This is a genomic window from Paenibacillus sp. 1001270B_150601_E10, from assembly GCF_015558675.1.
Classification (GTDB): domain Bacteria; phylum Bacillota; class Bacilli; order Paenibacillales; family Paenibacillaceae; genus Paenibacillus_B.
This window is the reverse complement of the sequence record NZ_JADMOL010000001.1, coordinates 25,067-50,349: the sequence shown is the minus strand read 5'-3', so window position 1 is coordinate 50,349 and position 25,283 is coordinate 25,067. Positions and strand designations below refer to the sequence as shown.

Annotated in this window: 25 protein-coding genes; 19 read left to right on the top strand and 6 right to left on the bottom strand. The window is 46.1% G+C overall.

Annotated elements, in window-relative coordinates; all coding sequences use genetic code 11:
* Positions 1-33: 33 nt before the first annotated feature.
* From I2H74_RS00240 to I2H74_RS00230, 3 genes are read left to right on the top strand one after another with little or no spacing between them, the layout of a single operon-like run.
* A complete protein-coding gene (locus I2H74_RS00240; RefSeq protein ID WP_420707401.1) occupies positions 34-453 on the top strand; it encodes a DUF350 domain-containing protein in 420 nt (139 codons plus the stop codon).
* Between the two features lie 39 nt (positions 454-492).
* The gene (locus tag I2H74_RS00235) at positions 493-999 is read left to right on the top strand and encodes a DUF4178 domain-containing protein (RefSeq protein WP_195570632.1); all 507 of its coding nucleotides are present in this window, start codon (positions 493-495) and stop codon (positions 997-999) included.
* Positions 1,000-1,007: 8 nt separating this feature from the next.
* Complete coding sequence (locus tag I2H74_RS00230) at positions 1,008-1,748, top strand: DUF4247 domain-containing protein (RefSeq protein ID WP_195570630.1); 741 nt, start codon at positions 1,008-1,010, stop codon at positions 1,746-1,748.
* 67 nt (positions 1,749-1,815) lie between these two features.
* Here I2H74_RS00230 and xerS read toward each other — a convergent pair whose 3' ends face one another.
* Positions 1,816-2,886, bottom strand: a complete 1,071-nt coding sequence (gene xerS / locus I2H74_RS00225; protein WP_195570629.1) for a tyrosine recombinase XerS — start codon at positions 2,884-2,886, stop codon at positions 1,816-1,818.
* 190 nt (positions 2,887-3,076) lie between these two features.
* Between xerS and I2H74_RS00220 the strand changes: the two genes are divergently transcribed.
* A complete protein-coding gene (locus I2H74_RS00220) occupies positions 3,077-4,441 on the top strand; it encodes an MATE family efflux transporter (RefSeq protein ID WP_195570627.1) in 1,365 nt (454 codons plus the stop codon).
* Between the two features lie 83 nt (positions 4,442-4,524).
* Here I2H74_RS00220 and I2H74_RS00215 read toward each other — a convergent pair whose 3' ends face one another.
* Positions 4,525-4,917: a thiol-disulfide oxidoreductase DCC family protein gene (locus I2H74_RS00215; protein ID WP_195570625.1), complete on the bottom strand. Its 393-nt coding sequence runs from the start codon at positions 4,915-4,917 to the stop codon at positions 4,525-4,527.
* 232 nt (positions 4,918-5,149) lie between these two features.
* Here I2H74_RS00215 and I2H74_RS00210 point away from each other — a divergent pair, with 232 nt between their 5' ends.
* From I2H74_RS00210 to I2H74_RS00195, 4 genes are all read left to right on the top strand, one after another.
* Positions 5,150-6,304, top strand: coding sequence for a GNAT family N-acetyltransferase (locus I2H74_RS00210; protein ID WP_195570623.1), 1,155 nt, complete (start codon positions 5,150-5,152; stop codon positions 6,302-6,304).
* 282 nt (positions 6,305-6,586) lie between these two features.
* Entirely contained in the window at positions 6,587-7,120 is a 534-nt protein-coding gene (locus I2H74_RS00205) for a TetR/AcrR family transcriptional regulator (RefSeq protein ID WP_195570621.1), read from the top strand.
* Positions 7,117-7,431: a DMT family transporter gene (locus I2H74_RS00200; protein WP_195570620.1), complete on the top strand. Its 315-nt coding sequence runs from the start codon at positions 7,117-7,119 to the stop codon at positions 7,429-7,431. The genes I2H74_RS00205 and I2H74_RS00200 overlap by 4 nt, the downstream gene beginning before the upstream one ends.
* A 15-nt stretch (positions 7,432-7,446) precedes the next feature.
* Positions 7,447-7,815, top strand: coding sequence for a DMT family transporter (locus I2H74_RS00195; protein ID WP_195570618.1), 369 nt, complete (start codon positions 7,447-7,449; stop codon positions 7,813-7,815).
* 133 nt (positions 7,816-7,948) lie between these two features.
* Here the strand turns inward: I2H74_RS00195 and I2H74_RS00190 are convergent, their stop codons facing one another.
* The gene (locus tag I2H74_RS00190) at positions 7,949-8,290 is read right to left on the bottom strand and encodes a hypothetical protein (RefSeq protein ID WP_195570616.1); all 342 of its coding nucleotides are present in this window, start codon (positions 8,288-8,290) and stop codon (positions 7,949-7,951) included.
* A 189-nt stretch (positions 8,291-8,479) separates the two neighbouring features.
* Between I2H74_RS00190 and I2H74_RS00185 the strand changes: the two genes are divergently transcribed.
* The 9 genes from I2H74_RS00185 (at position 8,480) to I2H74_RS00145 (ending at position 17,822) form a co-directional block, all read left to right on the top strand.
* Entirely contained in the window at positions 8,480-9,130 is a 651-nt protein-coding gene (locus I2H74_RS00185; RefSeq protein WP_195572056.1) for a CBS domain-containing protein, read from the top strand.
* A gap of 20 nt (positions 9,131-9,150) precedes the next feature.
* Positions 9,151-9,951 carry a pyruvate, water dikinase regulatory protein gene (locus I2H74_RS00180; protein ID WP_195572055.1) on the top strand — a complete coding sequence of 267 codons (801 nt, stop codon included), beginning with the start codon at positions 9,151-9,153 and terminating at the stop codon, positions 9,949-9,951.
* Between the two features lie 63 nt (positions 9,952-10,014).
* A complete protein-coding gene (gene glpX, locus I2H74_RS00175; RefSeq protein WP_195570614.1) occupies positions 10,015-10,983 on the top strand; it encodes a class II fructose-bisphosphatase in 969 nt (322 codons plus the stop codon).
* Between the two features lie 180 nt (positions 10,984-11,163).
* Positions 11,164-12,264 (top strand): GerAB/ArcD/ProY family transporter, encoded by a 1,101-nt coding sequence (locus I2H74_RS00170; RefSeq protein ID WP_229106255.1) that lies wholly within the window; start codon positions 11,164-11,166, stop codon positions 12,262-12,264.
* Positions 12,265-12,558: 294 nt separating this feature from the next.
* Entirely contained in the window at positions 12,559-13,500 is a 942-nt protein-coding gene (locus I2H74_RS00165) for a tyrosine-type recombinase/integrase (protein WP_195570610.1), read from the top strand.
* A gap of 80 nt (positions 13,501-13,580) precedes the next feature.
* Entirely contained in the window at positions 13,581-16,211 is a 2,631-nt protein-coding gene (locus tag I2H74_RS00160; protein WP_195570609.1) for a flippase-like domain-containing protein, read from the top strand.
* A gap of 214 nt (positions 16,212-16,425) precedes the next feature.
* Positions 16,426-16,815, top strand: a complete 390-nt coding sequence (locus I2H74_RS00155; RefSeq protein WP_229106254.1) for a CidA/LrgA family protein — start codon at positions 16,426-16,428, stop codon at positions 16,813-16,815.
* Positions 16,812-17,495, top strand: a complete 684-nt coding sequence (locus I2H74_RS00150; RefSeq protein ID WP_195570607.1) for an LrgB family protein — start codon at positions 16,812-16,814, stop codon at positions 17,493-17,495. Before I2H74_RS00155 ends, I2H74_RS00150 begins: the two co-directional genes overlap by 4 nt.
* A 135-nt stretch (positions 17,496-17,630) precedes the next feature.
* The gene (locus I2H74_RS00145; RefSeq protein WP_195570605.1) at positions 17,631-17,822 is read left to right on the top strand and encodes a hypothetical protein; all 192 of its coding nucleotides are present in this window, start codon (positions 17,631-17,633) and stop codon (positions 17,820-17,822) included.
* Between the two features lie 528 nt (positions 17,823-18,350).
* On the opposite strand, the gene I2H74_RS00140 is transcribed toward I2H74_RS00145, so the two are convergent.
* Positions 18,351-19,250, bottom strand: a complete 900-nt coding sequence (locus tag I2H74_RS00140) for an aldo/keto reductase (RefSeq protein ID WP_195572053.1) — start codon at positions 19,248-19,250, stop codon at positions 18,351-18,353.
* Positions 19,251-19,459: 209 nt separating this feature from the next.
* On the opposite strand from I2H74_RS00140, the gene I2H74_RS00135 reads away from it, so the two are divergent.
* A complete protein-coding gene (locus I2H74_RS00135; RefSeq protein ID WP_195570603.1) occupies positions 19,460-21,136 on the top strand; it encodes a PASTA domain-containing protein in 1,677 nt (558 codons plus the stop codon).
* A 174-nt stretch (positions 21,137-21,310) separates the two neighbouring features.
* On the opposite strand, the gene I2H74_RS00130 is transcribed toward I2H74_RS00135, so the two are convergent.
* Positions 21,311-22,126: a MerR family transcriptional regulator gene (locus I2H74_RS00130; RefSeq protein WP_195570601.1), complete on the bottom strand. Its 816-nt coding sequence runs from the start codon at positions 22,124-22,126 to the stop codon at positions 21,311-21,313.
* A gap of 125 nt (positions 22,127-22,251) precedes the next feature.
* Here I2H74_RS00130 and I2H74_RS00125 point away from each other — a divergent pair, with 125 nt between their 5' ends.
* The gene (locus I2H74_RS00125) at positions 22,252-23,499 is read left to right on the top strand and encodes an agmatine deiminase family protein (protein ID WP_195570599.1); all 1,248 of its coding nucleotides are present in this window, start codon (positions 22,252-22,254) and stop codon (positions 23,497-23,499) included.
* 199 nt (positions 23,500-23,698) lie between these two features.
* Here the strand turns inward: I2H74_RS00125 and I2H74_RS00120 are convergent.
* The coding region (locus I2H74_RS00120; RefSeq protein WP_229106253.1) for an HAD-IC family P-type ATPase at positions 23,699-25,283 on the bottom strand (1,585 nt) is incomplete at its 5' end.

Sequence of the window (25,283 nt, the reverse complement as noted above, 5' to 3'; positions counted from 1 at the left end):
AGCCTGGATGCTGGAATCATAGGAGGATATAAGGTGGATCAATTCAATGTAACACTGCAAAATGTTCAAGCCATTGGACTGTGGACAGGAATCAGCGTTGTGCTGCTGTTCATTCTGATGTGTGTGGACTCGTTCTTTACGTCATATAATGACATCCGCGAAATGAAGAAGGGGAATGTTGCGGTAACCACCCGGTTTGTAATGAAGCTGTTTGCACAAGGGTATATCCTGTCCACTTCTATCCGTGTAGCCTATTCCCTATGGGAAGCATTAATTTATTCGGTCATCGCCTTTGTGATTCTGCTTATTATTGAGTGGCTGGTTCGCTTGCTGCTTAAAGGGATGTTCAGCTTGAATCTCGAGGAAGGCACGAAGAACGGCATGATGTCGCATGCTCTTCTTGCAGGCTCCTTGCATGTAGTTGGAGCTTTCATTATTGCAGCATGCCTATAGAGAGATACGGATCGGAAGAAATGAAGGGAGTGAACAGGCGTGAGTCTATGGAAACGAGTGCGCAAGCTCATGGAGAAGCCTGAGCCACCTAAGCCAGAGAAGACACCGATGAGCTTGGTACCTGGCGATATTGTCGAGGTATCACTGATCACCTATGAGATTGTCGGACGTACCGAGTGGCGTGTTCGATCGTCGGTATGGCTTACGTTGCGTGATGGGGCAGCCATCAAGTATTTGCACATTGATCAACGTGAGCAGCTCCGATACTCATTATTTGAGACGATCGACGGAAGATTGGATGCTGTTGAAGAGGTTCCAACTGAGATTGAATTAGATGGAACCTGGTATTACCTAGAGGATCAGTACAGTGGTCAGGTTACCGTTAACGGACAAACACCATTCGGCATAGCAGGCGAGCAATATGTATGGGATTACCAAGCGGATAATCGGAAGCTGCTTCGCATAGAATGGCAGGATGGCCGATTCCAGCTCTATGAGGGAGAATCGATTCTGGCTCCTGATGTTCGCGTCATGAGACAATCGTAACGAAGAACATGACGATAAAGAAGAACTCCTTCTACTGGATCAAATGCCTGCTCGTACTTACGCTCATCTTCCCGCTGCTCGCCGCTTGTGGGCAGGTGAATGTTGCCGAACAATTTCCGTTAGAATCGGTTACCGAGGATGGTAATCGTACCTCGTATGTGTATCGTGCTGCGGATACAACGGTACCTGATGCAGCCAAGCTGCTCTCGGATAAGCAAAGACCTGAGCAGATATCCAAGGAAGATCCCGAGCGTATGTTCCTTGTCTATTCCAACCAAATTATTCAGATTCAACAGGATCAGGAACAGCCTAAGGATGCATTAATTGAGGTTGCTTCTAAGGAATACGTTAAGCAGAACTATGATCGCAGCTTCCTTGAGATGTACTTAACGTACAAGATCGTTGACAGCATGTTCGATTCGTTAAGTGGCCTTGGCAAATATAGAGGCTATACCGATCGAAAAGTATATACGCCATCCAAGCCGTATCATGCTCCGACAAAGGAGGATATGAAGAAGGCTCCTCCGATTACGGTAGATCGCAAAGGCTCTATATTCAAAAGAGGCTCCAGCAATGATTCCACAGTCGGAAGCAGCAGTAACATTTTTAAACGGACACCATCTTCCTCAAAAGGCACGATCAGTCGAGATAAGAGCGGTACAAGCATCAAAAATCCTACAATCAAGAAATACAAGCCGCCAAAGACGAGATCAGGCAAGGGCAGTGTGTTCCGAAGAGGTCGAAGGTAGCGGTAGGAAAAAAGACCACCCCATTTATGAAATCTATGAAGGGGTGGTCTTTTTTCATTGTCGGACCTTAGCGGTCAATCGCTTCAGACATCGTTTTATCAGTCAGGTGAGCATAGATCTCCGTTGTCTCGGTCGATGCATGGCCGAGCTGTTCTTTCGTCTTATAAATATCATTGTGAAGATAATAGTCCGTAGCAAATGAATGGCGCAGCTTGTGAATCGTCAAAGAAGGCTTGCCAAAGGCTTTGGCATACTTGATAATCATGGCCTGCATGGCTCGCTTTGTCATTCTCTTTGCTTCCTGCTCGCCATTTTTAATAGCAAGGAAAAAGGCCTTTTCACGTTTTGGAGCAGGGTAGCGTATAGAACGGAGCTCTAAATAAGCATCCAGATCCTCTTTGGCACGATCCCTGAAGTACACAGGCGTCTTGAAGGTCTCGTCTTGATTGCCTTTTCTGGATACGTATAAGAGTTTATTGTTCATATCAACATCATCACTATTAAGGTTTACAACCTCGCTTACGCGTAGGCCCGAATTTAAGATTAAGCTCACGATAGCCGCATCTCTAACCGCATTCTGCTCGTGGGCATATAGCGCCTGCTTATTATCTGCTACATCAGCGGCATAGCCACTCCGTACATAGTCTACAAAGTCAAACAGCTCATCCTCTTCCAGCAGCTTTCCCTTAAGTTTAGCAGCCGTGTCTTTTGGCTTATGTACTCGTTTGATCTCGATCTTGGCCATAATATTGCGTTTTAGAAGGGGGTAGTAGTTCTCGTCTTCTGCAATCTGGCTTAAATAATGAAAGAGAGAACGCAGGGAGGATAGCTTGCGAGATAGCGTAATTCGGCTGTTCTTCTCCTCCTTATAGGTGGTCAAGTAGATGCGGAATGCCGTAATCTGCTCCATACGAAGGGACTCCAACTCTTCCAAGGTTACATTTTTAATGGTTGGACCCGCGCTGATTCCCTCTTGAATAAGCCATCCAAAGAAGATTTCATAATCTCGAATATATTCGATTAAGGTAGAAGGCGACAGATCAGGAAGTTTATATTCAATAAACTGCTGGACGTACCAAGGCAAAGTTGGTAGCTTCTGATCCACCTGCTGTCGGTCCCTTTGCTTTTGAATAGTCACTAGAAGTAACCCCCTTAAATATTAATGATATTAAATATCAATAAGATTAATTACAGCTAGACTCGAAGTGTTATAAGCGATGAAAGTCCTCTTATTTTATCATATTTTCAATGAATAAAGGTTTTCTTTTACCGTAGAAAGGCTTACACTATAGAGATGCAATTCACCAAGAAAGGCAGCGACAAAGGCAATGAATCAGACTCATACGTGGAAACAAAAAGTGAAAATGATGTTTCACATTCTGTTACCGATCTTTATTACGCAAGTGGCCATGCAGTTTATGGTGTTCTTTGACACGGTGATGTCAGGCAACTTCAACAAGGAGAATCTCGCAGGAGTTGCAATCGGAGCCAGCTTATGGACTCCAATTTATACAGGCGTATCAGGGATATTCCTTGGCGTTACACCTATTGTCGCGCAGGCACTAGGTGCACGTAAGAAGGAGAGGATCGCTTCTAGCGTCATTCAGGCCGCTTATTTAGCAATCGTATTTGGCCTTGTGTTGATCGTCGTGGGCGGATTTGCGATTGAACCGATCTTGCATGCTATGAGCCTAGAGGCTGAAGTTGCAAAGGTTGCAGCGAATTATTTGCATTTCCTTGGAATCGGTGTTATTCCTGTATTGATCTATACAGTGATGAGAGCCAGCATCGATGGTTTAGGGCAAACGAGAGTTACGATGTTCATTACGCTGTTGTCCTTCCCGATCAACGTGCTCTTGAATTATGTATTCATCTTTGGAAAGTTTGGGTTTCCTTCATTAGGCGGAGCAGGCTCTGGGCTTGCGACATCGATCACCTACATCATCATTATGTCTGTCGCAATATGGTTTATGAAGCGAAACGACGGCATGAAAGAGCTTAGAATGCTGTCAGCATGGGAGAAGATTTCATTTAAGAAGTGGAAGGAAGTATTAAAGATCGGAACGCCAATCGGTCTCTCCATCTTCTTTGAAGTCAGTATTTTCGCGATGGTCACGCTGCTAATGAGCAACTATGATACCGTAACGATCGCGTCCCATCAGGCCGCGATGAACTTTGCTTCCTTGCTGTACATGCTTCCGTTAAGTGTAGCGATGAGCTTAACGATATTGATTGGGTTCGAAGTAGGCGCGAAACGCTACAAGGATGCTAGACAGTATGCTCGACTTGGCATCGGGTTTGCAATTGGTATGTCGTCCTTGTGTGCGATTCTATTGTTCTTCTTATCATCTGATGTTGCAGCCCTTTACAATCCTGAGCCATCTGTACGAGAGTTGACACAATCGTTCCTATTCTATGCGATCTTCTTCCAATTATCGGATGCTATTGCAGCTCCAATTCAAGGCACGCTTAGAGGATATAAAGACGTGAATATTGTATTTATCATTGCATTTTTATCGTATTGGGTGATTGGATTGCCTTCTGGTTATGCACTCGCTGCCTTTACGAGCCTTGATGCGTATGGATATTGGATTGGCCTGATTGTTGGTCTTGCGATAGGGGCAGTTGGGCTGTTCTCAAGACTTGCTGTTATTGAACGTAGAGCAAAGCGCGGAATCTTAGCGGATAAATGATGGATTATGAATGTAGCACTAATCAGCCTTATCGAATAAACAGGCAGTCCTTCGCATGAGGGGCTGCCTGTTGTTCTATGTGGTTACGATAAAAACCGTTTTCGAATCTCCGGGGAGGGGAGGGTACAGCTCTCTTTTTTTCCAAACCAACGATAACGGCGCTTCGCAATAAAAGTATAAACAGCATCGCGTATAGGGCGAGGCACGATTAATAGAATCGAACACAGCTTCCATAGTCCCTTTAGATGTTTGCAGATCCGAAGAGCTGCCGTTGACTTTACATAATACTTATTATGTTCGATTAAGACGAAGCTTTCGATATGACTCGGTACATGATACTTTTGAAGCTGAGCCTTACCGATCTCACTTTGCAAGGAAGCAAATGAAAAAACTGCAGAAGGATCACGTTTGATAATAAATTGCACACTCTTATCGCAAAAGTTGCATTCGCCATCAAAGAACACGATTCGCTCCATCCTAATCCCGCCTTATCCTTAACCTAATTTATGTTCTATATGGTTATATATTGTATCACAAACTTCTACAATCGCCGTACAGTCATTGTACAAATTAGCTATACAAAAGCATGCCCTAACCTCCAGATCTTCGTTATGGTACGCTGTAACCGTTAAGTGATGACCTTTCTTTCATTCATTATCATTCGCTGATGGTATATATGGTTCATGAAATATTAGGAGGCTAAAGAATATGTCTATCTATCGAACAGTCGATCTGAATGCCGTTCGTCCGATCATGGAGCATCTTCAGTCAGAGGCGCTGGCATTGATCTTAGAGGGTGAACGGCCATGTGAAATCTATGTGGATCGTCTTCAGGATCCGCGTTCGGTCATGATTTGGGATAAAAACAGAACGTTCTATTGTGCGGGAGATGCTGAACAACGCTCGTTTACTAAGGCACTAGCCAGTGTTCTGCTTGAACATTGTTTTCCGATGATGAACAGATCGAATAAGCTGGATTTTGTGTTTTGTTATGCAGGCCTAGAGTGGGAGGCGCGCATTCAGAATGACATGATTCCAGACAGACGTCTTGCGAAGCTAGACAGACGGTATTACATCATCGATCCAGAGGTGCATCGAAGCATCACGGTCTCCATACCAGAAGGATTCACGATCGAACCCTTTACCGAGAAGCTCTTTCATCAACTTTTGCCTGAACAGCGCCAGCTGGCAGCTGACATGCTTGAGGAGAATCAAATAACATGCGAGCATTGGATGATGGGAAATCGGTTCGGCTATTGTGTGTTGGATGAGAACCAGGTTATCGTGAGTGCTTGCTTAACGGACTTCGTACATGGAGACATCTGCGAGCTCGGAATTGAAACGGATGAGAACGATCGTAGAAAAGGATTTGGGACAGCAGTTGCCCATGCGACAGCAGCTCATGCCTTTCGAATCGGGATTCACAGCGTGGGCTGGGATTGCTGGGACGATAATGTGGGCTCGTTCCGAACGGTAGAACGAATCGGAGGCAGGCTTGTTCGTCAATATACTGTCCTAACAGGCTGGTTCAACTCCTTTGACCATAGACTCGTACAAGCATACCGCGATTGGACCAATGAAGAGTATGACTATGCAGCTACGCAATATGAGGAGGCATTAACACGGTATGCGCTTCATGCGGAGGAAGACTTAGAAGTGAAGTCATCCTATATGCTTACTAACATTCCTCTTGGCTGGTTCAACTTTAATGCTGCAAGAGCTCAGGCTCGCGTTGGTGAAATATCCAAAGCCATCTCCTATCTGCAAGAAGCGATACGATCAGGATGGATTAGCCAAGAGAAGGCGATGGAGGAAGAATCGTTTCAATCCATCAAACAGGATCTATGTGTAAAGACTGATTAGCTCGTACAGCGCATAAATTGGGCATGAGATTCAAGAGACTGTGCCAAAAATAAAAGAAGCTCAGCGAAGGGATAAGCCCTTAAGCGAGAGCTTCTTTTTGCATTTTATTGGGGGTGAATGCGTGGAGAGAGTGAGAGAATATTTGCTAGTTGGCAACTGTGAAAAGATAATAAAAGTCTTTATGGGCGTTGCATCTTTTAGTTGCTCTCAGAAATGGATTTTGATAAAATAAAACCGTCCAGACGGTACAGTAAAAGTTGACGGGTAGAGAGGTGAATGTCAATGGCGGTGTCCAAGCGTCAGTTAATCTTAGAAGCGGCATCCTCGATTATTATGCAGAAGGGAATCAACCATTTGACCTTGGAAGAAGTGGCGGCTGAAGCCGGGGTAAGCAAGGGCGGGTTGCTGTATCATTTTTCGAATAAGGATGAGCTGATTAAAGGACTTAATGTTGAGACGATCAAGGAATATCGAGAGCTTGTTCAAGAGGCATTGGATGAGACGGGAAGCTATACGAAGTCCTTTCTATTAGCGACACTTAAGCAGCTGGATAAGCACCACAATGCGTCTTCGAGCATGCTAGCGGCGCTTTCAACGAATAAAGAATGGATCAAGCTATGGGATGAAGACTATCAGCGATTTCGTGAAGAAATGGTGAGGGAAGAAGTTCCTTTCGAAGTGGGGATGATCGTTCGCCTTGTCAGTGATGGGCTGCTGTACTCACGCTTGTTCGAAAGTGATCCGCTGCATGTGGAGGAAGAGAAGAAGGTTGTACGCTATTTGCTTGATTGGATCGATAAGGAGAAATCAGTATGAATTATGTATGGTTGGGCTTGGCCATTGTCATGGAGGTATTCGGTTCTACGATGCTGAAGCTGTCTAACGGCTTTACGCGCTGGCTTCCGATAGCAGGCATTGTGCTTGGCTACGGGTTCGCTTTCTGGCTGATGTCCCTTGCCTTAAAAGCACTTCCGCTAGGGCTTGTGTATGCAACCTGGAGCGGTGTTGGGACGATCCTGACGGTATTAACAGGAATGTGGATCTTTAAAGAAAAGATGAATCGTCAAGCATGGCTTGGGATGGGGATCCTGATCGTGGGCATCGTGATGCTGAATCTGACGAAGTAAAGGTAGGGAACAGTTATGTCCGGCGTTTTTTATTTGACCTTGGCGATTATATTTGAAGCCTTCGGCACGACGATGCTGAAGCTGTCCAATGGGTTTACGGTTCTAGGCCCGAGTCTTGGGGTGGCATTAGGATTTCTCGTATCGTTTACGAGTTTAAGTTTTGCGCTCAAGACAATTCCTCTATCTACGGCGTATGCAACCTGGAGCGGTGTTGGGACGGCATTATCCGTTGTCATTGGGATCATCGCTTTTGGGGAAACGATACATGTTTTTAAGGTGTTAGCCATTATGCTCGTTATCATTGGTATTGTGATCCTGAATCGAGCCAAGGGAGGATCGCCTGCATCCCAAGATGAATCTAAAAATGCTGCTGAGGCAGGATAAGGCCATTTCATGAATACGATTTAGAATAATAGTTGAATATATCGTGCAAACCTATTTTATTGGCGAATCGCATCATTCGTTAAAAATTGAAGCACCTCTTGGTATTCCATATACGAAGGGGTGCTTTTGCTATTTAGGGTTGAGCCGCAGATAAGGTGTTGGATGGAAGCCGTATGCGGATAGTAGCTTCTGCTGGCAATGAACGCGTTGGCGTAATCGATGCTGGAGCAATCCAGGTACGCGGCTTTGAGCTTTGCTGCAGTTGAAAGGAGCGATAGCGTTTCAAACCGTATTTAATGACCATCGGGATAAATGTGCTTGCCGCAATCGCGAGGAGATCGGAGAGCAGACTCTTTTTGACAATCGCGAAGATCGCAGAACTGCCAATCCAATCGATCGTAATTCCTTCGAGCACCCGATGGATCGGAATTACAACAACAATGAAACTCGGTGATGACGGATATCTCCACATCATATGAAACCACCCCTTGCATTAACGCGATGTGTTGAACGTCTCATGTATATGCCACGTATGAATGTCCTATTCTTGTGTCAAAATCGAAAAAAGCAATCATGTATTCAATAAATAGTGTGTATTACATATTGTAAAAAACATAAATATGACGTATTATATCTTCAATTGATATGGATATCATGGATGTAAATTGGAGGGATCGTCATCGAACTGTCAGGGAGACAGCAGGAAATTATCAGCATTGTAAAACGACATGCTCCTATCACAGCAGAACAAATTGCGGAGATGCTCAACATCAGTCGACCAACGATTCGGGGGGATCTATCTCTTCTCGTCATGACAGATTATTTAGCAGCGAAGCCGAAGGTAGGGTATTTCCTTGGCCAGAAGAGTGAACAGCCGACCATGGATTCTGCGGAGCTGCGTGGCATAAGAGTTGGAGAGGTTCAAGGCTTGCCGATTGTGGTGGACATCAAGACCACGGTTCAGGACGCCGTTGTGACGCTCTTTCTTGAGAATGTGGGCAGTCTTATTGTGACAACGGAGCAGGGGATGCTGGCAGGTGTCATTTCTAGAAAGGACTTATTGAAGGTCACATTAGGGAATCCACAGGCTGGCGCAATGCCAGTTAGTATGGCGATGACAAGACAAGCGAATGTAATCACCGTTACTCCTGAAGATTCTGTACTCGATGCAGCTCGCAAAATGATACATTATCATATCGACAGCTTGCCAGTCGTACAGGAAAAGAACATGCTGGCGGACGGTCATCTGGAAGTAGTCGGACGAATTACGAAGACAACGATTATTAAAGTCTTGCTTGATAAGCTGGATCAGTAATTGCAGGGGGACGGTTGATGATGGGGAATACGTCAGGGATGATTATCATTTGCTCTGATTCTGTGGGAGAGACAGCCGAGGCCGTCGTGCGGGCAGCGATCTCTCAGTTTGATGCTGAACATGTAAGACTTAAGCGATATAGCCATGTGAGACATGCGGATGAGCTTGTTCCATTAATGAAAGAGGCGGCAAGCGAGAAGGGATTCATTGCGTATACGTTAGTGCAGCCTGATCTGAGAGAAGCGATCAAGGAACTGGCAATTCAATTCAATGTGCGGATCGTCGATGTGATGGGGCCAATGATCTCAGCCTTCGTGGACACATTTGCTAGTGAGCCGAAGCGCACGCCTGGCTTGCTGCATCAATTGGATGAGGATTATTTTCGCAGAGTTGAAGCCATTGAATTCACAGTGGACAGCGATGACGGCAAGGACCTGCATGCGATGCATCGGGCTGATCTTATTCTGCTCGGCGTGTCGCGTACTTCAAAGACGCCGCTTAGCATATATTTGGCACACAAAGGGCGGAAGGTTGTAAACTGCCCAATCGTACCTGAGATGCTGCCACCGGAGCCCCTGTTCCATCTTCCTGTCAGCAAGATTATCGCATTAACGATGACTCCAGAGCATTTATGGAAGGTGCGGACAGAAAGGCTGAAGAGTATGGGGCTGCCTGAGCATTCTAGATATGCATCTATGGAACGAATTCAAGAAGAGCTGGATTATGCATCAGGGCTGTATGATCGACTTGGATGCAAAGTTATAGATGTTACCGATAAAGCCATTGAGGAGACAGCTTCTCTTATTATGGAGTGGATGTAGCAGGTTGAAGCGTGATCGGATAACGCTTGTTTATCATTTTTATGAAAAAAGAGGGGGATCAGGATGGATCGGAAACTAGCGCTAGAAATCGTTCGGATTACGGAGGCAGGAGCCATGGCCTCTTCAGATTGGATAGGCCGCGGAGATAAGCACTGTGCGGATGAGGCTGCCACAGCAGCGATGCGCAGCATGCTTGATACGGTGCCGATTAAAGGAAAAGTAGTCATTGGCGAAGGTGAAATGGATGAAGCTCCTATGCTGTTCATTGGAGAGCAGGTGGGAAATGGTACTGGTCCGGAAGTGGATGTTGCCGTTGACCCCTTAGAAGGCACCGAGGCGGTAGCGAACGGCCGAGACCACGGCATGAGCGTGATCGCTATTGCGGAGAGAGGAGCCTTGCTGCACGCTCCTGATATGTATATGAGAAAGCTCGCGGTAGGACCGCTGCTCGCTGGTAAGCTGAGCCTCGATGATCCGGTAGAGGTCACCTTAGAGAAAGTAGCTTCCATTCTGAACAAGCCGCTCATGGAGCTTACCGTAATGATTCTCAATCGCACTCGTCATGAAGGAATCATCGATACGTTAAGAAAAGCAGGCGTTCGCATTAAGCTCCTTGAGCATGGGGATGTGGCAGGGGCCATCGTCACCGCGATTCCTGAGCACGGCATCGATCTGTACATTGGATCAGGCGGTGCGCCAGAAGGCGTACTTGCTGCTGCTGGACTTCGCTGCTTAGGCGGAGAGCTACAGGGAAGATTGTGGGTAACCTCTGATGAAGAGAGAAGACGCTGTGAATGGATGGGCATCTCGAACCCTGATCAGCTGCTTCGGATGAAGGATATGGTTGGAACCGGCGATGTTATTTTTGCCGCAACGGGTATTACAGATAGCGCATTGTTGAAAGGGATTCGGTTCCTTCCAGGTGATCGCATAGAATCCCATTCCGTTATGATGCGAGCCAAGACGGGGACGATCCGTCACTTGCAAAGCATTCATCATCTCCCTGCCAAGCGAAAGCAAGCAATGGGATAACGTTAAGCCTGATTTTAGCAGCATTCATAGTCAAAATAGAAGCTATTCAAGCTGATCACTTGAGTGGCTTTTTTTATTTGGTCATTTCAAATGGAATTAATACATTATCGTATGTTCAGACATGTGTTTGTTCATAATGATGAATATGCAGCTGTGATTTTCGATGACGGGGAGATTGATTTGGAAAAGGCAAAGATTAGTGTGCATCAACTATATGTGCTTGTCGTCTTTTACGTTGTCGTTAGTGCCATCATTATCGCCTTCGGAGTAGAAAACAAACAAGATGCTTGGATGACGGCTTTAACCGGAATGCTTGGTGGAATCGTGTTGTTTTTAATGAATTATACGATCTATTCTTACTATCCTGGGCATACATTTGGACAAATTATCGAGCGAATTATAGGGAAGCCGTTAGGTAAAGTGGTCACGGTGATGTATGTGATCTATTTCCTCTACATTGCTGCTTTCGTCTTGCGAGATTTCGGGGAGCTTGTTCGCGTATTTGCATATCCAAGGACACCCATGCTTCTCATCAGCTCTTTTATGCTGATCGCCATTTTGTATACCGTGTATAAGGGAATTGAGGTCATCGCCCGAACGGGGGAGATCTTCTTTACGATTATCTCTATATTAGGGGTCATTGGGTTGACGCTGCTTCTCAGTTCAGGAAATGCAGATATACATAATCTGATGCCTGTTCTAGAAAGAGGCTGGATGCCTATTATTTTCAGTTCTTATCACAGCACGGTGTTTCCTTTTGGGGAATTGATTGCTTTTATGATGCTTTATCCTTATTTGGAAAGTCAAAAGCATACGAAGAGAGCTGTTATTACAGGGATTTTCTTTGGCGGAGTTGTGATTTCCCTAGTAACGATGCTGAACATTGCCATACTTGGTGTAGATTTATTTACCCGGACCCAGTACCCGCTCCTTACAACATTTCAATTAGTAGAAGGGAAGGCATTTCTGGAAAGGATGGATTCCTTATTTATGGTAACGTCTGTGTTGGGAGGCTTCTTTCGAATATCCATTCTGTTCTACGCTACCTTGATGTGTGCGACGACTGCTTTTTCCGTTCCGAATTACCGAACACTAGTGCTTCCGTTGGGTGTTGTTCTGCTCTATTGCTCAGTCAATCTTGCAGGAAGCTATACGGAATTCATTGTGAACGGAATGTACGCATTCACATACTATATTCAACTTCCCATGCAGATTATCATCCCGCTCCTTCTACTGATTGTAGGGTGGTTTCGAACGCGGAGAAAGGGTAACCCGACATAATATTTGCCTCTCAAAAACAAAACTGCGTATAATAATCATTATACGCAGTTATTTGTGACCCAAAAAAGGGGACGATGTCGACTAAGGTCAGATGATCTTTTTCTTATAAGGTTGAATCGTGATTGCTCATTTTTCGCAGTCGAAAACCAACGAAATTCCGCGTGCAGCAAGGCTTTATCCAGTATGGATCCTCTTATTTCAATTTTTCTTGACGGATGCTGCTTGGAATTATTGCAAGATTGTCACGGTATCGTACCCGCTGGTGTTGTATGATGGAAGGAGGCATTTTTAAGGATGAGCATATCTTCATCAGTTCGCAATGAATTAGAGGAGCGATATGAGGAGCCCTTAATGGCTTTTCGAATGTGGATGTCGAATGCGGGTTATACCGCTTATACGCAGCGCAATTACATTAGTGATGTTCATCACTTTCTATTCTTTCTGGATGGCAAAGCGGTAACAGAGGTTAAGAATCTTCAGATTTTTGCTTTCCTCACGAAGATCAAGCAGTCAGGTGTGAGCGATACAACTCGCAATCGGAAGCATTGTGCGCTTATTAGCTTTTACCGAGCCTTGAATGAGCTTCAGATCACCGATATCAATCCTGCTCTTCAGGTTAAGAAATCGAAGACGGAATCCGCACGTTCGCCCGTCTATCTGGAGCCCACTCAAATCAAGGACTTATTTATACATATTGAAGGGAAATATCAAGAACGCAATAAAGCAATCATGATGCTGATGGCTTATGCAGGCTTACGCGTAGGCGAGGTCCATCGGCTTGATCTCGGGCATTATCACCCAGAGCGTCGAACGCTTGAAGTGTTCGGTAAAGGACGGAAGTGGCGAACAGTGCCCTTGCCGGTCCCTGTTGCCGAGCAGCTGGAGCGTGCGATGGAGGAACGGCTTGAGCCATGGCGGGCGGGAGAAGAAGCGATGTTTATCTCGCAAAAGGGAAGAAGGCTGTCTATCCGCCATATTCAGCTTATGGCGAGTGATTTATTTGAGCAGATCGATCAGCATGCCGGGAATCTATCGTCTTCACAGAAGCGATCGTACTCCTGTCATAAGCTCCGGCATTCGTTTGCCACGATGCTAATTCGGAGTGGAACCGATATTCGTACGGTTCAGGAAATGCTCGGACATGCCTCGATCCAGACGACAACCGTTTATACCCACGTCAATGATAAACAGAAGGAAGAAGCAGCTTCTAGACTTGCATCTTTCTTGGAGCTATAGGTGATATTAGAGATAGTTCACTAGAGTGAATGAGGAACAGCTCGTCAAACTAACGAATGTATTGTTAAGGGGGAGTGCTTGTGGATGCTTTTAAAACAAAGCTGCATGCGCTAATCCGTCAACCGTGGCTGAAAAAGTCACTAAAGATTGTGTTTCCGATTGCAGTTATCGTCTTTGTATTTTTTCATGGTAAGAAGGAGCTATCACAATTCTCGATCTCGGATTCGCTGCATGCGATCCGCTTGTTATCGAGTGAACGATTTACGGCATTAATTATACTTGGCATGCTGGCGGTTGCAACCATGTACGGCTATGATTGGCTCCTGATCCGTTCGATCGGGAAGAAGTTTCGTGCAGCTAAGATATTCCGAACCTCTTGGATTGCCAACACCTTTAACGGCATATTCGGCTTTGGCGGTGTTGTTGGCGTCGGGGTTCGCTCGATTCTATATCGAGAAACAGATAAAGATACGCCTAAGCTGCTCATCGCTTTAGCCTGGATGGCACCATCTATGATCAGCGGCTTATCCTTGCTATCAATTGCTGTGCTTGTTGGAATCCTTCCGGTTCATGAAGTGCTGGCAGGCCGTTCCTGGATGTGGATCGTGCTTGTGGTTGTCGCCTGCTTGTTTCCTGCCTATCTCATTAGTTCGAGATGGAAGGGCAAGCATCACGCCAATATGGGGTTGACCTTTGGCTATACCCTTGTATCCTTCCTTGAATGGGTCGCTGCTGGGACCGTTGTCTATGTCATCTTGATCAGTCTTCAAGCGCCAGTGTCCTATATGGATGTGCTGGCAGTGTACGTCATCAGTGCAGTAGCAGGGATTGTCAGCATGGTGCCTGGCGGATTCGGCGCCTTTGACATCATGTATTTGGTCGGGATGCAATCCATTGGGGTAGAAGATCATTTGGTATTTACGGGGTTGCTTCTGTTCCGGATCGTCTATTATTTCATTCCCTTTGGTCTTGGCCTGATCTTTGCCGCATTTGAATTTGGCGGAGTTGCGGTTCGGCGTTGGGAGGAGCATCCCCGGTATGGCACTTATATTGAAACGGGGAGCATTCTGTGGTTTATCCAACGGTCATTCTGGATGAGCCTATCCTCCTGGTCTACAACCATCTTATTGCTGATGACATCCTTGTTCCTGCTTCTATATGGGGTTACGGTTCCCGTTCCTGGGATAAGCTTTGTATACATACCTTGGGCACATGGGCCTGTATTTCCTATCCTAAACGGGATTATCGTGGGCTGTTCGTTTGTAAATTTGATGATGCTAAAAGGCGTATTCGAGCGCACACACCGTGCTTACTATACTTTATTTGTCTCACTAGCACTGTGTACAGTCGCGACCTTCCTGCTAGGGACAAGCTTAAGGCATACGCTATGGCTAGTCGGCATGGTATGGTTCCTGTATTTGCTGCGCAAGCAGTTCACACGCTTACGGTATCCCGTAAGTCTTGTCGGTACGACAATGATGACCGTATGCATCGTGCTGTTTGGCTGGCTGTACATCCTTTTGGGCAATGAGCTCAGTCTATTGCATGACTCGATTCAATTTGGCGCGTTCCTGCAGTCTAGACAGGAGTGGTTCTCCACCCTAGGCTGTGCCGCAATTGTATTCATGGCGATGTATGTATCCGGCTGGTTCATGCTTGAATATCGACAGGAGGAAACGTTCGGCAGACCGTGGCGCTCATCCGACCACGAACTCTTCCGCCATGTCAGTCATGGCTGGCTGTATCTAAGCCTATCAAACAGACGAGTATACGAGAGTGATGTACAGGGTGCGTCATTTCCGCTCATCATTAAAGGCCGCCGTATCTACATCCTTGGGCAGCCGCAGATTGACGTAAAGCTTCGAGCTGCGGCATTAACGGATTTATACGCCTCAGCGGACCTTTACGGCTATCGTCTAGTGTTTCTTCATGTAGATACGGATTGGATGCCGCTCCTGCTTGACTATGGCAATGACTTCTTCCGAATTGGAGAACGAGCGAAACTTCAGATGACAGGTATTATTGAGGAACCAGTCAGCGACACGAATATCATCGAGCGATATGATTTCCCATTGGATCAATCTGTTAAGAATCATCTTTTAAACAGCTTGTCGCAGTGGCACCATGTTGATGCTCATGATCGTTATAATATGGAGCTTGCGTTGGAAGCACCATTCTCGGACTATCGATTGTTTATCTCCAAGCCGAGAAGCGAACAAGTATGGAATGGAGCTGCCATTGTGCGGATCGAGCAGGAGCGGAAGACACTCGTCATTGAAGACCTTCGCACAACATGCTTAACGGATCCATTTGAACCGATCAAATCGACAGCCGTTGAGCAGCATCTGCTGCATACGCTGTATCAATGGGCACATCATCGCGGCTGCGAGCAGATTGAGAGCGGCTATATTCCGTTGTCCCATCTGGAAACGAGCATAGCGCCGATGAGCTGGTCAGAACGTACGGCGATTGCGATGTACCGAAGAATTCGCCATGTGTATGTGCTTGCGAATCAGCGCCATCGATTTGAACCATGGAGTGAGCTGGAATGGGAATCGCAGTATATCGCTTATCCGAAACAAATGTCTCTAATAACGCTGATGTGGAAGCTTAGCAACTGGATTCGGAGATCCTACCGAAGAGAGCAAAGAAGAGGGAAAGCTGAAGCAGCGAAGGTAAATTGGAAGCTGGATCAAGAACCAACCTCATGAAAATAGCTTGAAATCTTCTGAAAGGCTCGGTAATAGTTTACCGGGCCTTTTCGCTTGAAAAAATCGCTTTCATCTCGCTTATACGGTAAGGATTCCTTGTAGGATCTCTAGGATGAAGGTGCTACAATAGGATTTGTGATTAAAAGTACGAAGCCGCTTGTCGATGAATCCTGACATGTACAGCATGAGATCTTAAACAGAAGGTGATATATAGATGAAGGGGATCATAGGTTTTGCCATCTTAATAGGCTTTAATTTTGCGGGTGTGTGGGTACATAATGCGTTTCACATCCCGCTTCCAGGCAACGTGCTCGGATTGGTATTGTTCCTAGCTGCGTTGGGGCTGAAAATTGTACGTCTCGAATGGGTAGAGACAGCAGCAGAGCTGCTACTAAAGCATATGCTGTTGTTCTTCATTCCTTATGTCGTGGGTATTATGGCGTTCTTCCCAGTGCTAGGTGCTCATTGGGTCAGCATCTTTGCAGGGATCATCGGCAGTACATTGGCGGTATTGTATGTAACAGGTCTTGTCGCGAAGAAAATGCAGGATTCCATGCCAACAAAGCCTGTACCGAATAAAGTTCGGAAGGAGGAAGCCGCATGAATGTGAATATTCCGCAACTAGCGTTTGGCTTCGTGGTCACGGTTTTGGTTTATTTCGCAGCACGAGCACTGCATCGCAAGGTAAAATGGCTGCATCCCATTATCGTTTGCGCTGGCACGATTATCTCAATGTTAATGATTAGCGGCATTCCGCTTGATGATTATAAGGCTGGGGCAGATCTACTGTCCATGTTTCTAGGACCTGCAACGATTGCGCTTGGAGTTCCAATCTACAAGCATCGTCATCATATTAAGGAAAACTTCAAAGCGGTGATGCTCTCGATCACTTGCGGCTCCATCGTAGGGGTAGGGAGTGTTGCAGCGATTATGTTCTCCTTCTCAGGCGTTCGCGATATTGCGATGAGCATGCTTCCCAAATCGGTAAGCTCTCCTATCGCTGTTGAGATTGCCAAGTCCCTTGGTGCTATTCCTGAGCTTGCAGCGGTATTTACCGTATTTACTGGACTGGTCGGCGCCATTGCAGGCACTGCCTTTTTGCGTCGAGTAGGGATTAAGGATGAAGTCTCACTTGGACTTGCTCTGGGTACAGCAGCGCATGGTTTCGGCACGGCGAAGTGTTTGACGGATTCTGAAAAGCAAGGGAGCTTTAGCGGACTTGCTATGGGACTTATGGGTGTCATTACGTCCATATTGTTTGCCATTCTGTTCTTATTTATGTAAATGAGTAAAAGGATGAATGACTTTGATTAATAAAATCAAGGTCATTTTTTTTGATTAGATAATGTGATTTAATTCACATGATATCCTCAAAATTTGTGATATAGTGAAGTCATCCAATAAGAGGAGTGATGAGAGATGAGAACATTCAAAACTTTCGATCAAATGAATAAAGTTACTCAAAACTATCTCCAATTCTGCTATATGTGTGACGATAAAGCAAAATGCACGACAGAAGCTGCTTGCCGCGAATGTTGGACAAAAAACAACTGTGATGCAGAAGTAGAGCGCCACGAAACACGTGACATGCTCCAAGCATACTACGCTTAAAAGGGAAGAGTTCTTTTTACACTGATATGTGAAAAGAATAACTTTCCAAATGTGTAAACCGTATTCCTCCTTTCAATGGGAAGGAGAACGAATGGTAATGTTTATTGCAACTGCTTAACCTCATTTGAAGAATTTAAATATCTGTTATGGTTTTGACCTCCATGAAGTGGAGGTTATTCTTTTTAGATGTTAGTTTACATAATAAGTATTATGTAATGTATAGTACATTCTCATTAATCTTATATTATAGTGTTCTAATATGTAGTGGTTTAATAACAATCAGGGGATGAAGAAGCTTACAGATTTCGATTGAGAGAAAGAACGGTTATGTATAAGGATGATATTGTTCATGTGTAACCATACCATACTTTGAATATCTATCCGAGCAGCATCTAATGCAATTTAAATAGACATAGCCCTAACAATATCCCGCAAGACAAAGCCCTGTCGTATGATCAGTGTCAATCATGATCAAAGGACAGAGCTTTGTCACTTATGCTTCAAGTTGTGAACAAGAATGCTTGGACGCTATTCCTTATCTAACAAGGAAACGGCCTGTGCATTGCTGATAACCTGTGCAGGATCCTTGCAGCCAGGAATAACGGTTGTCACGCTTGGATGTCTTAAGCACCACGCAAGTGCCCATTGGGCCATATTGGTTCCCTCTGGGACTTCCTCATTCTGGATGCGTGCGACCACTTGTAGTGTTTCATCCAATCCTTCGCCATTTTGACGAGCGCGTACATCATTGCTTGCAAAGCGAGTGCCGGATTGATATTTGCCAGACAGCAAGCCGCTTGCAAGCGGAACGCGAGCGAGGACGCCAAGATCATATCGATCACAGGCAGGGAACACATCTGCTTCTGGGCCTCTCTCCAACCGGTTATAGACAATCTGGATCGCACTTGCGCCAACCTCGGCCGCATGAGTAACCTGATGCATGCTGTTGCTCTTGTTCAAGGATAGACCGATATGGCGAATCTTGCCCGCCTGCTTCTGCTTATCGAGCATCGTCCACAGTTCCTCTTGATCAAAGGCTGCATCTGAGCCGGAGTGGAATTGATACAGATCGATATAATCTGTCTTCAATGCCAGCAGCGATGCATCCAACTGCTTCAATACATCTTCTGCACTATAAGCATCGGTCCGATTAAGATGTGAGTGGAAGTGATGACCAAACTTCGTCGCTACGATCCAATCCTCACGCTTGTCCCGCTTCAAATAATCCCCAATAAATGCCTCGGATAGATGATCTCCATAGCATTCTGCGGTATCGATCAAGTTAATGCCCGCTTCCTTCGCGGTATGTAGAATCTCGTCAACCTCAGATTGGGCATAGTCTTTTCCCCATTCGCCGCCAAATTGCCATGTCCCTACACCAACGACGGAGACATTTAGGCCAGTAGAACCAAGTCTGCGATACTGCATTCCCATCCTTGACCATCCTTCCTATTGTGATTTAGAATACTTTCATCTTAGCATTTTTCAGAGGAGGTTGCATTCGCCTCCTAGATGGCTTGCAAGATTACTGTCACAATCAGTCCTGTCTTTGATATTTCCGCCAGAATGATGAATAATAGAGGAAGACTAGAACAAATCTAACATGTTGTTGATCTACAGGGAGAGTTGAGGGAATTATGGATTATCCAGTGATTGCAAATCGTTATGAACTATATAAAATGATCATGAAATCAGATGAAGGAACATGGTGGAGAGCGCGCGACAATTCATTGAAGCGTGAGATTATTTTGCTTCAGCTGCAGGAGGAGGGCCAGGCGGAGACGCTTAAGAGCCTTGGATCAGATGCCGTTCAGGTGTCAAGCGAATCGTTCTTCCAAGTGCTTAATGCAGGCACGGATGGGAAGACGAGCTATGTTGTATTCTCTCCGCAGACGGGTATGCCGCTGTATCAGTATGCAGAGAATCATGCGATGCCGCTGCAGTCTGCACTAGAAATTGTATTCACGGCTGGCCAGAGACTGCAAGAAGGGGTGCGCCAAGGCTTACCAGCCTTCTCAGTCAGTTTTGATAACCTTTGGATAACGGAGAAGCATGAGCTGCTTGTTATGAATTACTGGACAGAGGCACGCAGCAGCCGCACAGGCACGTTTGGTTTGTCTCAGCTGTTATATCAGTTGTGCACGCTTCATCCGCTTGCGCCGCGCCAATACGATACTTATGTGAGCCGCATGCAGTCAGCGCTAAAGTATGAGCTTGCCACTCAGAGAAGCTCTGTCATGGCACTGTCTAAGCGCGTGTATCAAGGCAATGAGCCTGTGCTTAGCTATATGTCTACGATTAAGGAAATTATTAATCAGCCAAACATACCGATTGCTGGTGTAAGCGAGCCTGAGCCAGCTCCTGTTCAGCAAGTTCCGGAGGTTCCGGCATATCCAACATATACGGCTCCTGAACCTGAAGTGAATCGCTATTCGACTCCTGCAGAACCAGCATTATCTGTGCCATCAAGGGGATTTGATTCACAGCAGATGGAGGAAGAGGAGAAAGGGGAGGAATATGCACCTCCTGTAGATGAGCGCAGACCGCGTACAGATCGCAATCGTACAGTAGAGCAGCCATCACCATCATCGGCTAATTCGAAAAAAATAAAGCGCATCTCCATTATTGCAGGTGTGATCTTATTCTTTGGATTGCTGGCAGGGGCTGTTATTTGGGCCAATCAGCTTTCAAGCTCCCGCGGCGCTGAAGCACCTACGGATATTAGTACAGAGCAGCCTGATCAGAACGGATCAGACCAACAGGATAATGCGGAGGAGCCAACGACGCCAGAGGATCAGAATGCGTCCACTACAGATGGCAGTGACTCAACGCAGGCTCCACAGGATCAGAATCAAGATCAGGGATCATCGAATACAGGTACGGAGCAGCCTTCTACCGGCAGCGATGATTCAACATCAACAGGTTCGAATTCATCGAATAACGGCAGCAATACTAGCAATAATGGGAATGACAATACAGGCAATGCTACGAGTCCAGGCAACAATAATGAGAATACGACGCCGCCAGCTACCACGGATCCAAACCAGCCGGTTGAGCCAACGAATCCAACGACTCCTGAACAGCCAAATCAACCAGGAACGGAACTTCCAGCTGTGGAGGAAGGCCAAGCGCCAAATCTCGTCGGTTTATCCCGTGAGGATGCGGAAAAGCAAGCTCTCGCTGCTGGGTTGAAATACTCGTTCGTGATCGAAGCTTCGGAGGGTGGAACGAAGGGCACGGTCTTCAAGCAAGAGCCTGCTGCAGGTACACCCGTGAAGAAGGGCGATAAGATTACGTTTACAGTCGTGAGATAGTCAAGTAATACGGTAACTTTACGATACATTTGAATCAAAGAAGTACCCAAGGTCTACATGCAGGCATGTCCAGCATTAGACATTGGGTACTTTTTCATTTTTACAGGCGTAATTCTAGATAGGATTTCACATCATTGTTTTCACACATGAATAGTGAACCATATTAACCGTCCCTCAGGAATCCGTTACTTCAATGCTGATCTTTGTCACAAAATCAGACTCAACGGCAGCCGCCAGCACATGAATCAAGTACTCTTCATAAGCATCTCCGCAGATTTGTAGCCCTTGTTCGGTAATCTGCTGAACGAGATGTGGATAGTAGTCTGGTATCTCGTCTAATGAACCTTTGTAATACGTTACGGCATATAGACCAGCTGGCCTTAAGGATGCTGCAGAATCCTTGCTCCGGGCATACAGCCTATGAATTCTGCCAAATCGTCCGGATTGAAGATCTTCTTGCGATAGCACAGAGCCAATATAAGCTGGTCCCATCAGACCCGTTTCCTTCATAAAAGCATCATACCGGGCAAACCATTCCTCGTTGCTTGTGTCCTTATCCGCTGGAAAGGGTTCGCTATATAGCATCGTTTCTGCTTCAAGCTCCACAAGAGAAACCTCCCCAAATGGTACACGAATGGCTTCTTCCGTCTGCGAGACGACTAACTTCAATAGCTTTCGAATGTCTTCAAGCTTTTGAATCTCCTGCTCTACATGCCTAAGCTGCTGATGGGATAGGGTGAGAAGCCCCTGCGGAGAAGGGTTGTCAAGGTAGCGTTCCAGCTCTTTGATTGGGACGTTGAGCTCTCGAAGTGATTGTATGGTCCAAAAGGCGTCCAATTGAGGCATCGTATAATAGCGATAACCATTTTCATGAACACCGGCGGGATGAAATAAGCCGATTTTATCATAATAAAAAAGAGTGTCTTTTTTAATGCCGAAGCGATGTGCAAATTCGCCTGTGGTGAATGTTTTTACATGTTTTCGATCCATATATGCCTATACCTCCTTGACTATGGAGTAGCTCCATACTCTATCATGCCTCTTAGGATGAAAAGAATCAACTCTATATCTTTAAGAATCATCCATGATGATTGTCCAGCAAAGGAGATGTTAGAATGAAACGCTTTAGAACGGTTGGAGAATTTGAACAGCAGGAGTCGGTATTGTTGATCTGGCCGATTCCTGAGCATGCAACAAGAAGCCTCAATCTTGACAGGGTAAGCGTTCAGGTTGTTCAAGCTTTAATGGATGAGGTTGAAGTGATGATAAGCTGCTTTGATGAAGAGGTTGAAAAGCGCGCTCAGCGGGTGCTCCAATCTCACGGTGTAGACATTGGCCGCATTCGCTTTGTCCCATTCCCATCAGAAATTGTGTATCCTCGCGACTTCGGTGCGGAGGTCATGATCAATGATGAAGGGGAACGCGCACGCGCTGATTTTCGTTTCAACATGTATGGCTTCTACACAGAGCAAGATGAGATTTCTCGATTGCTTCGAGGATACGGCCAATTCCATGCTGAGCAAGTGGGCATTGAACATACGATTCATGCGGATCTGATCAGTGAAGGCGGTGATCGTGAGTTTAATGGTCGCGGTGTCATGATGGCGATACAGGAAACCGAAGTGGATAAGCGCAATCCTGACAAGTCTGTTACTGAGGTGGAAGAAGAATTTAAAAACGTTTTTGGTCTTGATCAAATCATTTGGCTTCCGCGAGGAACTTATGATGATGAGCATCCTTGCATGGGACCGATCCCTTCCGCTGACGGCACATATCGATCTTATCGCAGTGCCTCTGCCAATGGCCATATTGATGAGATGTGCAGATTTGTCGGTCCCGATACGGTCATTCTGGCTTATGTGCCTGAAGAGGAAGCGAAGAGCAGTGAGCTGCATGCGCTTAATAAAGAGCGTCTGGATATGGCGTATGAAGCATTGCAATCGGCTAGAACCGTAGAAGGGAAGCCTTATACCATCTTGAAGATGCCGATGCCAGAGCCGATTTACATTGATCTTTATCCAGAGGATGAAGCCTTTCAGACTTGGGAGATGATGAAGGAGTCACTGGAAGAGAAGGACAAGTTATTTGACGGCAGTCCATTTCCAACAGCGCCAATCAACGTACTGCCTGCGCTAAGCTACTGCAACTTTTTAATTGCGAATGGAGTCGTTTTGGCTCAGAAGTATTATGAAGAGGGCATGCCGGAGCAAATTCGAGAAAAGGATGAGGAAGCGTTTGAGGTATTAAAGAAAGCCTTCCCAGATCGTCGAATTGTTCAAATAAATACACTTGCTTTAAATCTGTATGGTGGAGGAATCCATTGTCATACCCGTAACATTCCTGCTGCATTAAAGAAGCAATAAGCGCTTTAGCCGTTAACCTTGCAATCCCAATGGGGAACACGATTATGTTTGTTAATACGTGTATCCATAAACAAGCCGAGCAGATCATCAAGTCTGCTCGGCTTATTGCTTTGTTCATACAGGGTACTAATGTCATTCGAATGTCATATTTGATAAATGAATTCACTTAAGAGTTCACAACTGCATCGTCACGTCTCGGCTACACGATTCTGTTTACCAATCGATTGCTGATTGACAGCAGCGGCCAGGTCACCATGACAAGGACAAAAGCAGATAAGAAGTGCGGCAGCTCTCGTACCGTTAGCATAAAGATATCGTTGCCAAGCGGTGTTAAGAAAGCAGCTGCGAAGAGTGTCAGCATCGCGATCACCAGCTGAATCTTCAGTCCATTCAAAGGTCTTGCAATTCTTGTAAGCACAACGAGACTTGATCCGCCTAGCACAAGCACTGCGAGCGTTCTTGCCTCAGATGTATGAAGGCCGCTTAAGTAGGCATATAGGAACATGGTTAAGGTTACCCCTGCTAGAATAACGGCATTTGGGATGGCCGACTTCAGTACCCTTTTTAAGAAGCCGGGGCTTACGCGATCTCGATTCGGACTCATCGCCAGGAAGAACGCAGGAATGCCAATCATCAACGCACCAATCAGCGTGACATGAATCGGCATGATCGGATACGGCATCAAGATGCAGGAGAAGATAATCGATAGAAGGACAGAGTATACCGTCTTCGATAGGAAGAGCACTGATACTTTCTCCAGATTGTTTATAATCTTGCGGCCTTCCATAACGACTCTTGGTAATACGCTAAAGTCAGAGGTGAGAAGCACGAGCTGAGATACTGCTTTCGCTGCGTCAGAGCCATTTGCCATCGCGATGCCGCAATCCGCCTCCTTCAGGGCAAGCACGTCGTTAACGCCATCTCCTGTCATTGCAACGGTATGGCCTTTTGCCTGCAAGGCTTGTACAAGCAATTTCTTCTGTTGTGGGGATACACGACCGAACACCGTGTATTGCTCCGCAGCATCGGCCAGTACTTGCGGATCATCGGACAACTGGCGAGCATCGATATAATGCTCCGCGTCTTGTACCCCTGCACGCGTCGCAACAGCAGATACGGTGATCGGGTTGTCCCCAGAGATAATCTTGATCGTGACGCCTTCCTGAGCGAAGTAACGGAGCGCTGCCGGCGCTTCTTCTCTGATGCGGTCTGCGATGATGAGCATGGCTACCATTCTAGGATGTTGGACCCGCCCTTCATGGAATTCCGCTTCACTCACTTGGGCAAGGAGGAGGACGCGTCTGCCTTGAGATGCCTCTTGCTCAACATCTCTCCTCACTCGTTCATAATCATCTTGAAGGATCATTTCTGGAGCCCCAATCACCCAAGCACCTTCTGATTCGAATGCTGCACCGCTCCATTTTTTATCGGATGAAAAGGGTACAGTATGTGTGACTTCCAGTTCTGGCGCATGCTCGTACTGATCTCGAATAGCCTGCTGTGTTGGATTCATGCTTGGCAGCGCATGAACCACTCCTGCAAGCACGTTGTCAACCCGCTCCTTGGGATCTTCGGCAATCATGTTGATGCCAATGAGCTCCAGATCGCCTTCCGTGATCGTGCCTGTCTTGTCGAGGCACAACACGTCCACACGAGCCAGCACTTCCGTTGCAGGAAGCTCCTGAACGAGCGTTCGATGTTTCGCGAGCTTGACGATCGCAACAACAAAGGTTGCACTGGTAAGCAAGACAAGCCCTTCAGGCACCATGCTTACGATTCCTGAT